Raw genomic sequence first — 14,639 nt, 5'->3', positions numbered from 1 at the left:
GAGTGTGTGGGCATCGGGGATGAGGCCCGTGGTGTCGGGTGGACGCCACTGGTCATCGCGGCCGTGCAGGCGCGGCTTTCCCGGTGCCGGGTGGGGTGGGCTGGCTACTCCGGAGCCGGGTGCGTTGGGGCGGTGCAGGCGCGGTTTCCCCGGCGCCAGGCGCGTTGGGAGCGGTGCGGGCTCGGTTTACCCGGTGCCGGGGGCGGTGGGGCGGTGCAAGTTCGGCATTCGCGGGTTCTGGGGCGGCGTGGGCTCGGTTTCGCCGGTGCCGGGAGCGTTGGGGTGGTGCAAGCTCGGTTTCCCCGGGTGCGGGGCGCGCTGGGGGCGGCGTGGGCTCGGCCTTCCGGGGTGGCGGGTGCCTAGTGCGGTGGGGCGGTGCGGGCTCGGCTTTCCCGGGTGCCAGGCGCGGTGGGCGGCGTGGGCTCGGTTTCGCCGGTGCCGGGAGCGTTGGGGCGGTGCAAGCTCGGTTTCCCCGGGTGCGGGGCGGGCTGGGGGCGGCACAGGCTCGGCCTTCCGGGGTGGCGGGTGCCTAGTGCGGTGGGGCGGCGCAGCTCCATTTCCCCGGGCGTCGGGCGTGTTGGGCGGTGCGGGCTCGGCTTTCCCGGGTGCCAGGCGCGGTGGGGCAGTGCGAGCTCGCTTTCCCCGGGCGTCGGGGCGCCGTGGGCTCCACTTCTCCGCCGCCCGGAGGCGGCCGGGGCCGCCCCAGCCGCGATGCCGCGCACCGCGGTGAAGGCGGCGCGCTGGGCGTGATGGAGCCGGTCAGGGGCGCCAGTGGGAGGGCCGGTCGAGGCCTTCCGGCAGGCGGGTCGTGCCGTCGCCCTGGGCGGCGTTCACCTGGGCCTGCGTGAGGAAGAGGCTGCCGGTCAGGTCGGCGCCCGCGAGGTTGGCCCCGCGGAAGTCCGCGCCGATCAGGTCGGCCTGGCGCAGGTCGGCGCGGCGGAGGTCCGCGCCGATGAGGTACGCGCCGCGCAGGTTGGCGGCCCGCAGGTCGGCGCCGCGGAGTTTCGCGCCGATCAGGTCGGCTCCGCGGCGGTTCTTGCCGCGCTTGCCGCGGGCCAGTTCGCTCGCGCGCAGCAGCAGGGCGCTCACCTGCTCGCGGTGGCCGGCGACGTCGAGTCGGACCAAGTCGTCGGGGCCGCTCCCCGCCATGCGCTCGGTCTCCGCGAGCGCGGCCCGCAGGTCGTCGTGGACGGGGCGGGCCGCGGGCAGGGCCAGCGCCTGGGTGAGGTGGAAGAGCAGCTCGTGCAGTTGCCGCATCACCGGGAAGGCGGCGAACATGGCCTCGCGGGTCTCCGGCGCCTGGCGCCAGTCGCGGCCGCCGAAGGTCTCCTGGGAGATGCGCTGCCCGGCCCCGAAGCAGTCGAAGACGGTGCAGCCGGTGAAGCCCTCGTCGCGCAGGCGGGCGTGGATGCCGCAGCGGAAGTCGTCGAGCAGGTTGCGGCACGGGGTGCCGGCGTCCTTGTCCACCGCGAAGTCGGCGGAGGCGGCGAAGGCCAGCGCCACGCAGCACAGGCCGAAGCAGTTCGCGCAGTCGGCTCGCAGCGCGTTGCCGGTCACGGTTTCGGATCACCCCTGTCGCAGTCCGGAACGACTCTATCGGGTGGCCCGGACCACAACGTGGGAAACCCCTGGTGACAGCCGTGTCCCGGGCGTTCCGGCGCGTGGTGCGACGATCGCCCGGCGTGTCGCCGCCCGAACGGCGCACCGCGCCGGGGCCAAAAGCGCCTAGCATTGAGAGATGCAGCGGCGGATTTTTGGCATCGAGACCGAGTTCGGCGTCACCTGCACGTTCCACGGGCAGCGCCGGCTCTCGCCCGATGAGGTGGCGCGCTACCTGTTCCGGCGGGTCGTGTCGTGGGGGCGCTCGTCCAACGTCTTCCTGTCCAACGGCTCCCGGCTCTACCTGGACGTGGGATCGCACCCCGAGTACGCGACGGCCGAGTGCGACGACCTGGTGCAGCTCGTCACGCACGACAAGGCCGGTGAGCGGATCCTCGAGGACCTGCTGGTCGACGCGGAGCGGCGGCTGGCCGACGAGGGCATCGGCGGGGACATCTTCCTGTTCAAGAACAACACCGACTCGGCGGGCAACTCCTACGGCTGTCACGAGAACTACCTGGTGACGCGCGCGGGCGAGTTCTCGCGGATCGCGGACGTGCTGCTGCCGTTCCTGGTGACCCGTCAGCTGATCTGCGGCGCGGGCAAGGTGCTGCAGACGCCGCGGGGCGCGGTGTACTGCCTGTCGCAGCGGGCCGAGCACATCTGGGAGGGCGTCTCGAGCGCCACGACCCGGTCGCGGCCGATCATCAACACCCGGGACGAGCCGCACGCCGACGCCGAGCGGTACCGGCGGCTGCACGTCATCGTCGGTGACTCGAACATGGCGGAGCCGACGACGCTGCTGAAGATCGGCACGGCGAACCTGGTGCTCGAGATGATCGAGCAGGGTGTGCAGTTCCGGGACTTCACGCTGGACAACCCGATCCGGGCGATCCGGGAGATCAGCCACGACCTGACGGGGCGGCGCCCGGTGCGGCTGGCAGGCGGGCGGGAGGCCTCGGCGCTGGACATCCAGCGCGAGTACTATGGGCGCGCGGTGCAGCACGTGCAGGCCAACGACTCGGGCCCGACGGCGCAGCGGGTGGTGGAGCTGTGGGGCCGCGCGCTGGACGCGGTGGAGCAGCAGGACTTCAGCAAGATCGACACCGAGATCGACTGGGCGATCAAGCACCGGCTGGTGGAGCGGTACCGGGCGAAGCACAACCTGGACCTGTCCAGCCCGCGGGTGGCGCAGCTGGACCTGGCCTACCACGACATCCGGCGCGGGCGGGGCCTGTTCGACCTGTTGCAGCGCAAGGGGCTGGTGCGGCGGATCACCGACGACGGCGAGATCGAGCTGGCCAAGGACACGCCGCCGCAGACCACGCGCGCGAAGCTGCGGGGCGACTTCATCGCCGCCGCGCAGGCCGCCGGCCGGGACTTCACGGTCGACTGGGTGCACCTCAAGCTCAACGACCAGGCGCAGCGGACCGTGTTGTGCAAGGACCCGTTCCGCGCGGTGGACGAGCGCGTCGACCGGCTGATCAGCTCGCTGTGAGCGCGTTCGAGGAGGCGTGGCGGTCCTGGCACGCCGAGCGGGAGCGGGCGCTCGCCGAGCCGCACGGGTGGCTGAGCATCACGGCGCGGCACTGGCTGACGCCGGAGCCGCAGCGGTTCGACGGCATCCCGGGCACCTGGCGTCTCGACGGTGATGAGGCCGCGGTCGTGGTGGTGGATCCGGACGAGGAGTTCGGGGTGTCCGGCACGACGCGGTTCGAGCTGGTCAACAGCGGTCCGGGCGAGATGGTCAAGGCCGGTGACCGGGTCGTCGAGGTGGCGCGGCGCAGCGGGTACCTGGTGCGGTTGCGGGACCCGGCGGCGCCGGTGCGGGCGGCGTTCCGCGGCGTGCCTGCCTACGAGCCGGATCCGGCGTGGGTGCTGCCCGGCCGGTTCGAGCCGTACGACGAGCCGCGGCCGGTGACCGTCGGGGCGGTCGTGGAAGGACTGTCGCATGTGTACTCCTCGCCCGGCGTGCTGCGGTTCGCGTACCGGGGCGAGGAGTTCGCGCTGACCGCGTTCAACGGCAAGGGCGGCGCGGCGTTCTCGGTGCTGTTCACGGACGCGACGTCGGGTGTGACGACGTACGCCGCGAACCGCAGCCTGTCGGTCGCCGAGCCGGACGCGGAGGGGCGGGTGGAGCTGGACTTCAACCGGGCCGTGAACCTGCCGTGCGCGTTCATCGACCTCGCGACCTGCCCGCTGCCCCCACCGGAGAACCGGTTGCCGTTCCCGGTGGAGGCAGGCGAGCAGATCCCGTGGGAGCGCCGTTAACGCACTGCCAGACCAGCCACTCGGCGAACAACCCGATGGGCTTGTCGAGCAGCCGGGCGTTACCACCCTGCGCGAAGCCGAGCACGACCACAGCACGATCGCGAGTCGCCGCTGGGTGGAGAACAGGTCGTCGAGGATCGCCCGCTCAGTGCGGATGAACACCGTGCGGAGCGTCAGGGTGCTCACGGTGAGCTGCACCGCGGATCAGGGTGCTCGTCACGAAGTTCGGCTCCCGTACGTGCGCTGGGGCACCCCAGCCTTTGGCAGCGCCGCCGGGTCAGCTAGCCGACCTCAAAAGATCAGGAAACTCCTGTTCACCGCCCTCATCGCACCGCGGCGGGTTGTTTCGCCGATTCGCTGACGCCGACCCGGTCGTGCAGGCGGCGTAGCGGTTCGGGTGCCCACCAGGTGTAGCGGCCGAGCAGTCGCATGCCCGCGGGCAGCAGGACGCCGCGCACGAGGGTGGCGTCGATGAGGATCGCCAGGCCGGTGCCGATGCCGAACATCTGGATGAAGCTCACGCCGCTGGTGCCGAAGGCGAACACGCTGACCGCGAGCAGCAGCGCGGCGGCCGAGACGATCCGCCCGGTGCGGGACAGCCCGTGCACCACCGCTTCGCGCGGGCCGAGCCCGTGGTCGTGGGCCTCCTTGATGCGGCTGACCACGAACACCTCGTAGTCCATGGACAACCCGAACGCGATGCAGAACAGCAGCATCAGCATGCTGGTGTCCAGCGGCAGCGGGGTGAAGCCGAGGAACCCGGCGGCGAAGCCCTCCTGGAAGACCAGCACCATCACGCCCATCGTGGCGGACAGGCTGAGCAGGTTGAACAGCAGCGCGCGCAGCGGCTGCAGGACGCTGCCGGTGAACAGGAACAGCAGGATGAACGTGGTGACGGCGATCAGGCCGGCCGCCAGGGGGAGCCTGCTGCCGATGGCGTCCTTGCTGTCCACCAGCGCGGCCGCGTCGCCGCCGACCGCCACTTCGAGCCCGGGTGGGGCGGGCAGCGCGCGGACCTCGGCGACGACGGCTTCGGCTTCGGCGGACCGGGAGTCGGCGGTGGTGACGACGGACAGCTTCTGCGCGCCGGGCGCCCCGAGCGCCGGGTTCGCGGGGCCGTCGGCGCGGCCCTGGCTGAAGCCACCCGCGCTGGAGGTCACGTGAGCGACGCCGTCCAGTTCGGACAGCCGGCCGGCGTACCCGGCGATCGTGGCCGGGTCGGGTGTGCCGAGCGCGATGACCTCGATGGCGCGGCTGTCGTTGGCCGGGTAGGCCGCACGCAACTCGTCGCCGACGACGCGGCTGGACGCGGTTTCCGGTAGCACCCGCTCGTCGGGGGTGCCGAACTGGACGCCGAGCAGGGGAGTGGCGGCCGCGACGAGCACGACGAGCACGGGGACGGCGGCCAGCGCGGGTCGTTTCATCGCGAAGGCGGCGACCCGGCCCCAGAACGCGGACACCGTGCTCGGGGCGCGTCCGCGCGTCCAGGGCAGGCGGCCGGCGTTCACCCGTGGCCCGAGGACGGTCAGCAGCGCGGGAAGCACGACCACCGCGGCGAGCATGGCGATCACGATGACGCCGATGCCGGCGTAGGCGAAGGAGCGCAGGAAGTACTGGGGGAACAGCAGCAGCGCGGCGAGTGCGACGGCGACGGTGGCGGCGCTGAAGCTGATCGTGCGCCCGGCGCTGGCCACGGTGCGGATCACGGCGGTCCGGGTGTCCGCGCCCGTGGCGAGTTCCTCCCGGAACCGGCTGACCATGAGCAGGGCGTAGTCGATGCCGAGGCCGAGCCCGAGCGCGGTGGTCAGGTTGATCGCGAACACCGACACGTCGGTCAGCGACCCGAAGACCGACAGTTCGGCGAACGTGCCGAGAACCGCGATGCCGCCGACGACCAGCGGCAGCAGGGCGGCGACGACGCTGCCGAAGACGAGGAACAGCAGGACGAGGATGATCGGCACGGCGATCATCTCGGCGATCAGCAGGTCGCGGCTGACCTGGTCGTTGATGTCGAGGCCGACGACCGCGCCGCCGCCCGCGGTGACGGTGACGGGGCCGTTTTCGCCCTGGTAGCGGTCCACGATGGCCTCGACCGCGTCGGCGTCGGTGTCGGCGGGCTGGGTGACGATCAGCGCGGAGCGGCCGTCGTCGGCGCGCAGCGGCGGGGCGCCGGTCGCCCAGTAGGAGGTGACCGATTCCAGGGCGGGGTCGGCGGCGAGGCGTCCGGTCAGTTCGGCGCCCGCGGCGCGTGTGGCGGGGTCATCGACGGTGCCGTCCCGGGCCTGGACGAGGAACAGCAGGTTGTCCGCGCCGCCGAAGTGCTGTTCGGCGAGGGCCGCGGCGCGGCTGGAGTCGGAGCCGGGGTCGTCGAACCCCTGGGACTGGAGCTTGCCGAACGCGGTCATGCCGAGGACGGCCGCGCCGGCGAGGAGGACGCCGGCGACGACGAGGACGAGCCGTGCGTGATCGGCGGCGAACCGGCCGAGCCGAGCGAACATGGGAACCCCTCGAATGTTGACGGGCGCAAACTTGGCACCCGTCAACTTGCCACCGATGTGCACGGGTGTCAACATCGGGCTGTGAGCTCCTCAGCGCCCGTTCGAACCGGCTACCACCATGGCGACCTCCGCAACGCCCTCATCCGGGCCGCCGCCGAACTCGCCCAGGCCGGCGGCCCGTCGTCGGTGACCATCCGGGCGGCCGCGCGGGCCGTCGGCGTCACCCCGACCGCCGCCTACCGGCACTTCGCCGGGCACGAGGAGCTGCTGGAGGCGGTCAAGACGCGCGCGATGGAACTGCTGACCGCGGCGATGAACGAGGCGCTGGACCGGCTGGACCCGGCCGACGACCCCGCCGAACGCGGGCTGAGCAGGCTGGCCGCGATCGGGCAGGGGTACTTCACGTTCGCGCTCGCCGAGCCCGGGTTGTTCCGCACCGCGTTCACCGGCGGGATCTCGCCGATGCCGCCGCTGGCCGACGTCGAGGAGTCCAACCCGTTCCGCAAGCTGGTCGACGCCGTCGACGACCTGGCCGCCGCCGGATACCTGCCCCCGCAGCGCCGCCCGATGGCCGAGTTCGCCGCGTGGGCGTCCGTGCACGGCCTGGCGATGCTGCACCTGGACGGCCCGCTGGCGCCCACCTCGCGCGAGGCCCGCGAACTCGCGCTGGAGCGGACGATCGAGATCATCGCCGAGGGGCTGGGCGGGGTGGCGCTCCCGGAGCACCTGAGGAAGACACTGAGCCGCGTCGCCCGCGGCGGTTGAGGCCTAAGGCGCCGGCATGCGGGCGAGCATGCCGGTGTTGAGGGGGTCGCGCCGCTCGTCAACGCCACCCTCCACCTTGAGGATGGTTCGGCTGCCGCTGATCGTTGCGGAGCTCATCCCCGAGCAGGCCCCGCAGCAGCACTTCCGCACCGTCGGCGACCTCCGCCTGCGCCATCGATGCCTTGATGAGGACCTCATCGGGCAGCGCGTCGGCTTGGGGGCGTCGCGAGCGGCTGAAAACCGCACCTCGCCGCGGCACGGGTGGGTATCTCGTGGACATCCTGGGCGCGCCGGGGTGGACCTCGGCGACTCGATCACCAGTGCGAGCTACTGTGGTCGGGTGTCCACCGCCCGCGCCGAGCGCCTGGTCAATCTGGTGCTCGCTCTGCTGTCGACCCGGCAGTACCTCACCGCTGACCGGATCCGCGGGATCGTGCCCGGATACGCCGACGCCGCGAGTGACGAGGCCTTCTCCCGCATGTTCGAACGGGACAAGACCGAGCTGCGTGAACTGGGGATCCCGCTGGAGACCGGCCGCAACTCGGCCTTCGACCCGGCCGAGGGCTACCGCATCGCCCGCCGGGACTACGAGCTCGGCGAGATCGAGCTGGCCCCGGACGAGGCCGCGGCCGTCGGGCTCGCGGTCCGGCTCTGGGACTCGCCCGAGATGACCGGGCAGGCCCAGGGCGCGCTGGTCAAGCTGCGTGCCGCCGGGGTCGACGTCGACCACACCGAGCCGCCGGTCGTGGAGTCCCGCGTCCGCGCCGAACCGGCCTTCACCCCGCTGGTCGCCGCCGTGCAGGCCCGCCAGGCCGTCCAGTTCTCCTACCGCCGCTCCGGCTCGGCCGAACGCCTCACCCGCACCCTCGAACCGTGGGGCGTGGTGTCCTGGCGCGCCCGCTGGTACGTCGTGGGCCACGACCGCGACCGGGGCGCGCCGCGCTGCTTCCGGCTCTCCCGCATCGTCGGCGACGTGCGCACCGTCGGCCGCCCGGGGGAGGTCCAGCGCCCGGACAACGTCAACCTGCTGGAGCTGATCGCGGGCACCGGTGACCCCGACCCCTCGCCCGTCACCACCGCGAAGCTGTGGATCGCCGACCAGCGCGCCGCCGGGGTGCGCCGCCGGGCCCGCCTCACCGGGCGGCTCACCGTGGACGGCGTCGAGGGCGATCTCGCCGAGATCGACCTGTACTTCCCGGAGAGCGCCGCGGACTGGATCGCCGGGCACGGGCCCGACGTGCTGGTGCTCGAACCGGACGTGCTGGCCAAGGCGGTGCGCGGGCGCCTGGAGTCCGTGCTCCACCACGAGGTGCGCCGATGAGCGGCTCCACCGACCGGATGCCCCGGCTCCTCGCGCTCGTGCCCTACCTGCTCGCCCGCCCCGGCATCCGCATCGAGGACGCGGCCCGCGACTTCGGCGTCACCGCCCGCCAGCTGCGCCGCGACCTGGAACTGCTGTGGATGTGCGGGCTGCCCGGCTACGGCCCGGGCGACCTGATCGACCTCTCCTTCGAGGGCGACACCGTCACGGTCACCTTCGACGCGGGCATGAACCGCCCGCTGCGCCTCACCGGCGGGGAGGCCACCGCGCTGCTGGTCGCGTTGCGCGCGGTCGCCGAGACCCCCGGCGTGGTCGACACCGACGCGGTGCACCGCGCCATCGCCAAGATCGAGGCCGCCGCCGGGCAGGCCCAGCCCTCCGGCGTCGTGGTCGGGCTCGCCGTCCGGGAGGGCGAGAAGACCGCCGCGACCCGCCGCGTCGTGCAGAACGCGCTGCGCGCCGGGCGGGCGCTGCGGATCCGCTACTACACCGCCTCCCGCGACCAGATCACCGAGCGCACCGTCGACCCGATGCGGCTGCTGATCGTGCAGGCCGTCGGGTACCTGGAGGCCTGGTGCCGCCGCGCCGAGGGCGTCCGGCTGTTCCGGCTGGACCGCATCGACGAGGTCGAGGTCCTCGACGAGCGCGCCGCGCCACCCCCGACGGCGCGGCCCACCGACATCTCCGACGGGGTGTTCCGCGCCCGGCCCGGCCAGCCGGAGGCGCAGCTGGTGCTGGAACCGGACGCGCGCTGGGTCGCCGAGTACTACCCGTGCGAGGAGCTGGCCGAGCTCGACGGCGGGCGGCTGCGGGTGCGGATGCGCTACGGCGACGAGTCGTGGATGGTGCGGCTGGTGCTCGGGCTGGGCGGCGACGCGCGCGTGGAAAGCCCGCCCGAGCTGGCCGAAGCCGTCCGTAGCCGGGCCGCCGCCGCGCTGGAAAGGGCACGTCACCTCCCGGCCACCTTGGGCCAGTAGGGTGACGCCGTGTCGTACCTGCCGAGCATTGTGCTCGCCGCCGTGGGCCTCCTGGCTCTGATTCTTGTCCTGATCCGGACATTCGGGGTCTTGCGCCGCTTCCGCAAGGCATCGAGCATGGTTACGGCGAGTGTCACCGACCGCACCGGGCTGTTGACGGCCCGGACGGCCGGTCTGCGCGTCGCGCTCGAGCAACGGCGGCGTCCCGCCCCTGAGCAAGTAGAGTTGGTCACAAGCAAGGAAGGAGGCCACTGATGCTGAACGGGTTGCAGCCGTGGCACTTGATCATCCTGGTGCTCGTCGTGGTCCTGCTGTTCGGCGCGAAGCGCCTGCCGGATGCCGCGCGGTCCATCGGCAAGTCCATGAAGATCTTCAAGGCCGAGACCAAGGACCTCCGTGAGGACGGCAAGGCCGAGGAGCCCGACAAGAAGCAGATCACGGCCTCCGAGACGACGCCTTCCGCGGCGACCGCCGCCGACGACCAGGTCGCGCAGCTGCAGAAGCAGCTCGACGAGCTGAAGCGGCAGCAGGCGGCGGAGAAGGCCGACCAGGCTCACAAGCACGCCAGCTGAGGCGAGGACGGAGCCTGTCGTGGCGGACTCCGCCCCCAAGAGCCGGAGGGACCGGCGGCGCAAGCGCAGCCGCCGGCTCAACCCCGACGGCACGATGACGCTCATCGAGCACATCTACGAGTTCCGGCGCCGCCTGGGCTGGGCCCTGCTCGCCGTGCTCGCCGGCGGGATCTTCGGCTTCATCTGGTTCAACACCAGGATGGGCCCGGTCCCGTCACTCGGGTCGATCATCAACGACCCGTACTGCGCCATCCCGGCCGACCGGCGGCTCGGCAGCACCGAGGGCTGCTACCTGCTGCAGACGGTGCCGTTCGAGGCGTTCATGATCCAGCTGAAGGTCGGTCTCGCCGGGGGCGCGGTGCTGACCTCTCCGCTGTGGCTGTACCAGCTGTGGGCGTTCATCGCCCCCGGCCTGTACACCAAGGAGCGCAAGTACGCGCTCACCTTCGTCGGCTTCGCGAGCGTGCTGTTCGCCGGTGGCGCCGTCCTGGCCTACCTGCTCATCCCGCACGCCCTGCAGCTGCTGATGGGCTTCGGCAGCGACTTCTTCATCACCGGCCTCACCGGCGACAAGTACATCTCGTTCGTGCTGTCGCTGCTGATCATCTTCGGGGTCAGCTTCGAGCTGCCGCTGCTGCTGGTGATGCTGAACTTCGTGGGCGTGCTCAAGTACGCCCAGCTGAAGCGGTGGCGCCGCGGGATCATCATGGCGGTGTTCGTCTTCGCCGCGTTCGCCACGCCCGGGTCGGACCCGTTCTCGATGATCGCCCTGGCCGGCGCGCTGACCGTGCTCGCCGAGCTGGCCATCCAGATCGCGCGGGTGCACGACAAGCGCAAGTACCGCGGCAGCGAGAGCGAGGAGTGGGCCGGCCTGTCCGACGACGAGGCCGCGCCGTTCGACTACACCCCGAGCAGGATCGACGACGACGCGCCCGCCAAGCCCAAGACCGAGGACGTGACCTAACCGGTCTGCCTCGCCCATGGGTATCCGTGCGGCCCTGGCCGTCCACCCCGACACCGGCCGCGGTGCGGCGGCCAGGATCGCCGGCACCGTGGCCGCTCGTCTGCGTGCCGGGGTGGACCGGCTGGAGCTGCTCGGCGCCGCGGCCCCGGACAGCCTCCCGGACGGGCTCGACGCCCTGGTCGTCCTCGGCGGCGACGGGGCCGTGCACCACGCCGTCCAGTACTGCGCCGCCACCGGCACCCCGCTCGGGATCATCCCCGCGGGCACCGGCAACGACCTCGCCCGCGGGCTCGGCATCCCCCTCGACCCGCTGCGCGCCACCGACGCCGTCGTGACCGCGCTGCGGGAACGCCGCCACCGCGCCGTCGACCTCGGCCACCTCGACGGCGCCTGGTTCGCCACCGTCCTGTGCACCGGCTTCGACGCCGCCGTCAACGCCCGCGCCGCCCGCCTGCGCTGGCCCGCCGGCCCGCGCCGCTACGACGTCGCCGTGCTCGCCGAACTCGCCGCGTTCCGGGCACGCCCGGTCACCCTCACCACCGACGGCGAACCCCACCACCTCGACGCCACCCTCGTCGCCGTCGGCAACACCCCCTACTACGGCGCCGGCATGCGGATCTGCCCGCACGCCGACCCCGGAGACGGGCTCTTCGACATCACCGTCGTCGGCCACGCCACCCGCGCCGACCTGCTGCGGATCATGCCCGGCCTGCGCCACGGCCGGCACCTGCGCCACCCCGCGGTGCGCACCCTGCGCGCCCGCGAGGTCCGCATCGAGGCCACCTCCTGGCCCCTCTGTGCCGACGGCGAGATGCTCCCCGGCGGCCCGGTCACCGCCCGCTGCGCCCGCGGCGCGCTCACCATCCTGGGCTGACACCCACCGCATGCGTCCCGCACACCGCATGTGACACCCTGACAAGGTGGCCCCTCGCCCTTCCGTGTCGCCGGCCGAGGCCTACCAGGCTTCCAAGCGCCGCGCCCAGTACCCCCAGCTGACCCGCTTCGCCGACGAGGCGGAGTTCGGCTTCGACGACTTCCAGATCCGCGGCTGCCGCGCGCTGGAGGACGGCCACGGCGTGCTCGTGTGCGCGCCGACCGGCGCGGGCAAGACCGTGGTCGGCGAGTTCGCCGTGCACCTCGCGCTCGCCGAGGGCCGCAAGTGCTTCTACACCACGCCCATCAAGGCGCTGTCCAACCAGAAGTACGGCGACCTCGTGCAGCGCTACGGCGCCGGCACCGTCGGGCTGCTCACCGGGGACACCGCGATCAACGGCAACGCCCAGATCGTCGTGATGACCACCGAGGTCCTGCGCAACATGCTCTACGCGGGTTCCTCGGCCATCGACGACCTCGGCTACGTCGTGATGGACGAGATCCACTACCTCGCCGACCGGTTCCGCGGCGCGGTGTGGGAAGAGGTCATCCTGCACCTGCCCGAGTACGTGCGGGTCGTGGGCCTGTCCGCCACCGTCAGCAACGCCGAGGAGTTCGGCGAATGGCTGGTGACGGTGCGCGGTGACACCACGGTCGTGGTCGACGAGCACCGGCCCGTGCCGCTGTGGCAGCACATGATGGTCGGGAACCGGCTGCTCGACCTGTTCGCCGACGACGGCTCCGACGGCGAGCTGCGCATGAACCCCGGCCTGCTGCGGCGCGTGGAAGAGGTCGGCCGCATGCACGCCCCCGCGGCTCTGCGGCGGGGCCGGGGCGGGCGCACCTACTCGCGCGGCCCCCGGTTCCGGCCGCCGTCCCGGGTGGACATGATCACCCGCCTGGACGCCGCCGGGCTGCTCCCGGCGATCGTGTTCATCTTCTCCCGCGCCGGCTGCGACGCCGCCGTGAGCCAGGTGACCCGCTCCGGGCTGCGCCTGAACACCCCGGAAGAAGCGGCCGAGGTGCGCCGCATCGTCGACACGCGCACCAAGGACCTGCCCGAGGGCGATCTGGGCGTGCTCGGCTACTGGGAATGGCGCGAGGCGCTGGAGAATGGCATCGCCGGGCACCACGCCGGGCTGCTGCCCGCGTTCAAGGAGACCGTCGAGGAACTGTTCGTGCGCGGCCTGGTCAAGGTCGTGTTCGCCACCGAAACCCTCGCGCTGGGCATCAACATGCCCGCCCGCACCGTGGTGCTCGAACGGCTGGTCAAGTACAACGGCGAGGCCCACGTCGACCTCACCCCGGGCGAGTACACGCAGCTCACCGGCCGCGCCGGTCGCCGCGGCATCGACGTCGAGGGCCACGCCGTCGTGGTGTGGCAGCCGGGGGTCGACCCGAAGGCCGTCGCCGGACTGGCCTCGACCCGGACCTACCCGCTGCGCTCGTCGTTCCGGCCCGGCTACAACATGGCGATCAACCTGGTCGCCCAGCTCGGCCACGAACAGGCCCGCGAGCTGCTGGAACAGTCCTTCGCCCAGTTCCAGGCCGACCGCTCGGTCGTCGGGCTGTCCCGCCGCATCGAGAAGAACCGCGAGGCGCTCAAGGGCTACGCCGAGGCCGTCACCGGCGACTTCGACGCGATGCTCGACTACGTGCAGCTGCGCAAGAAGATCTCCGACCGGGAGAAGGCGCTGGCCCGGCAGAACACCGCCGCCCGCCGCGCCGACACCGCGGTGTCGCTGGAGAAGCTGCGCAAGGGCGACGTCATCGCCGTCCCCGCCGGGCGGCGCGCCGGGCTGGCCGTGGTGATCGACCCCGGTCTGGACCCCGTGCGCGAGCCGCGCCCGGTCGTGGTGACCGAGGACCGGTGGTCCGGACCGCTGTCGCTGTCGGACTTCTCCGCGCCCGTGGAGCCGCTGGGCCGGATCAAACTGCCCAAGCACGTCGAACTGCGCTCGCCCAAGACCCGCCGCGACATCGCCTCGCACCTGCGCGACTCCGGGATTTCCCTGCCCGGCCGCCAGAAACGGCGATCGGGGGCCAATGAGGACGGTGAGCTGGCCGCGCTGCGCCGCGCCCTGCGCGCCCACCCCTGCCACGGGCTCGCCGAACGCGAGGCCAACATCCGCTGGGTCGAGCGCTACCACCGGCTCGCCGGGGAAACCGAGCAGCTGGAACGACGCGTCGCCGCCACCACCCACTCGCTGGCGCGGGCGTTCGACCGCATCCGGGCGCTGCTGGCCGAACGCGGCTACCTCGCCGAGGGCGAGGACCGCGTCACCGAGCACGGAGCGCGCCTGGCCCGCCTCTACAGCGAATCCGACCTGCTGGCCGCCGAGTGCATCCGCCACGGCGTCTGGGAAGGACTGACCCCGCCCGAGCTCGCCGCCGTCGTCTCCACGCTCGTGTTCGAGGCCCGGCGCGACTCGCCCGGTGAGCCGCGGCTGCCCGCCGGGGGCGTGCCCAAGGCGTGGCAGGAGACCGCCAAGATCTGGACCGACCTCGCCGAGGACGAACGCCGCCACCGCCTCGACCGCACCCGCGAACCCGACGCCGGGTTCGCCTGGCCGGTGTACCGGTGGGCCCGCGGCGAATCCCTCGAAAAGGTGCTCACCGCCGCCGACGCCAACGGGCAGGAACTGTCCGCGGGTGACTTCGTGCGCTGGTCCCGGCAGGTCGTCGACCTGCTCGACCAGATCAAGACGGTCCTCGGCAAGGCCGACCCGGTCGGCGACGCCGCCGCGCAGGCCGTCAAGGCGCTGCGGCGCGGGGTCGTCGCGGCGGGTGCCGAGTAGC

12 protein-coding genes are annotated in these 14,639 nt (G+C 72.6%); 10 read left to right on the top strand and 2 right to left on the bottom strand.

Annotation, left to right across the window (positions count from 1 at the left end):
* Window positions 1-759: 759 nt before the first annotated feature.
* Entirely contained in the window at window positions 760-1,557 is a 798-nt protein-coding gene (locus L2C96_RS02480) for a pentapeptide repeat-containing protein (RefSeq protein ID WP_237334941.1), read from the bottom strand.
* 181 nt (window positions 1,558-1,738) lie between these two features.
* Between L2C96_RS02480 and pafA the strand changes: the two genes are divergently transcribed.
* Window positions 1,739-3,097, top strand: a complete 1,359-nt coding sequence (gene pafA / locus L2C96_RS02475; RefSeq protein WP_020417824.1) for a Pup--protein ligase — start codon at window positions 1,739-1,741, stop codon at window positions 3,095-3,097.
* Window positions 3,094-3,870, top strand: coding sequence for a DUF1684 domain-containing protein (locus L2C96_RS02470; protein WP_237334940.1), 777 nt, complete (start codon window positions 3,094-3,096; stop codon window positions 3,868-3,870). The genes pafA and L2C96_RS02470 overlap by 4 nt, the downstream gene beginning before the upstream one ends.
* 323 nt (window positions 3,871-4,193) lie before the next feature.
* Here the strand turns inward: L2C96_RS02470 and L2C96_RS02465 are convergent, their stop codons facing one another.
* Window positions 4,194-6,368, bottom strand: a complete 2,175-nt coding sequence (locus tag L2C96_RS02465) for an MMPL family transporter (RefSeq protein WP_237334939.1) — start codon at window positions 6,366-6,368, stop codon at window positions 4,194-4,196.
* 81 nt (window positions 6,369-6,449) lie between these two features.
* Between L2C96_RS02465 and L2C96_RS02460 the strand changes: the two genes are divergently transcribed.
* The 8 genes from L2C96_RS02460 (at window position 6,450) to L2C96_RS02425 (ending at window position 14,638) form a co-directional block, all read left to right on the top strand.
* Window positions 6,450-7,133, top strand: coding sequence for a TetR/AcrR family transcriptional regulator (locus L2C96_RS02460; RefSeq protein WP_237334938.1), 684 nt, complete (start codon window positions 6,450-6,452; stop codon window positions 7,131-7,133).
* A gap of 340 nt (window positions 7,134-7,473) precedes the next feature.
* Window positions 7,474-8,454 carry a helix-turn-helix transcriptional regulator gene (locus L2C96_RS02455; protein WP_237334937.1) on the top strand — a complete coding sequence of 327 codons (981 nt, stop codon included), beginning with the start codon at window positions 7,474-7,476 and terminating at the stop codon, window positions 8,452-8,454.
* Window positions 8,451-9,431, top strand: a complete 981-nt coding sequence (locus L2C96_RS02450) for a helix-turn-helix transcriptional regulator (protein WP_020417829.1) — start codon at window positions 8,451-8,453, stop codon at window positions 9,429-9,431. Before L2C96_RS02455 ends, L2C96_RS02450 begins: the two co-directional genes overlap by 4 nt.
* A gap of 9 nt (window positions 9,432-9,440) precedes the next feature.
* Entirely contained in the window at window positions 9,441-9,686 is a 246-nt protein-coding gene (locus L2C96_RS02445) for a bacteriophage holin (protein ID WP_237334936.1), read from the top strand.
* Window positions 9,686-10,003 (top strand): Sec-independent protein translocase subunit TatA, encoded by a 318-nt coding sequence (gene tatA, locus L2C96_RS02440; RefSeq protein WP_020417831.1) that lies wholly within the window; start codon window positions 9,686-9,688, stop codon window positions 10,001-10,003. Before L2C96_RS02445 ends, tatA begins: the two co-directional genes overlap by 1 nt.
* Window positions 10,004-10,022: 19 nt before the next feature.
* The gene (tatC, locus tag L2C96_RS02435) at window positions 10,023-10,967 is read left to right on the top strand and encodes a twin-arginine translocase subunit TatC (protein WP_237334935.1); all 945 of its coding nucleotides are present in this window, start codon (window positions 10,023-10,025) and stop codon (window positions 10,965-10,967) included.
* 16 nt (window positions 10,968-10,983) lie between these two features.
* Window positions 10,984-11,841 carry a diacylglycerol/lipid kinase family protein gene (locus tag L2C96_RS02430; RefSeq protein WP_237334934.1) on the top strand — a complete coding sequence of 286 codons (858 nt, stop codon included), beginning with the start codon at window positions 10,984-10,986 and terminating at the stop codon, window positions 11,839-11,841.
* Window positions 11,842-11,887: 46 nt separating this feature from the next.
* Window positions 11,888-14,638 (top strand): DEAD/DEAH box helicase, encoded by a 2,751-nt coding sequence (locus L2C96_RS02425; RefSeq protein WP_237334933.1) that lies wholly within the window; start codon window positions 11,888-11,890, stop codon window positions 14,636-14,638.
* The last annotated feature ends 1 nt before the right edge of the window (window position 14,639 follow it).

It is taken from the genome of Amycolatopsis tucumanensis, from assembly GCF_021654135.1.
In the GTDB taxonomy this organism is placed as follows: domain Bacteria; phylum Actinomycetota; class Actinomycetes; order Mycobacteriales; family Pseudonocardiaceae; genus Amycolatopsis_E; species Amycolatopsis_E tucumanensis.
Note: the sequence above shows the minus strand (reverse complement) of the source record. Positions and strands in the feature narration are given on the sequence as shown.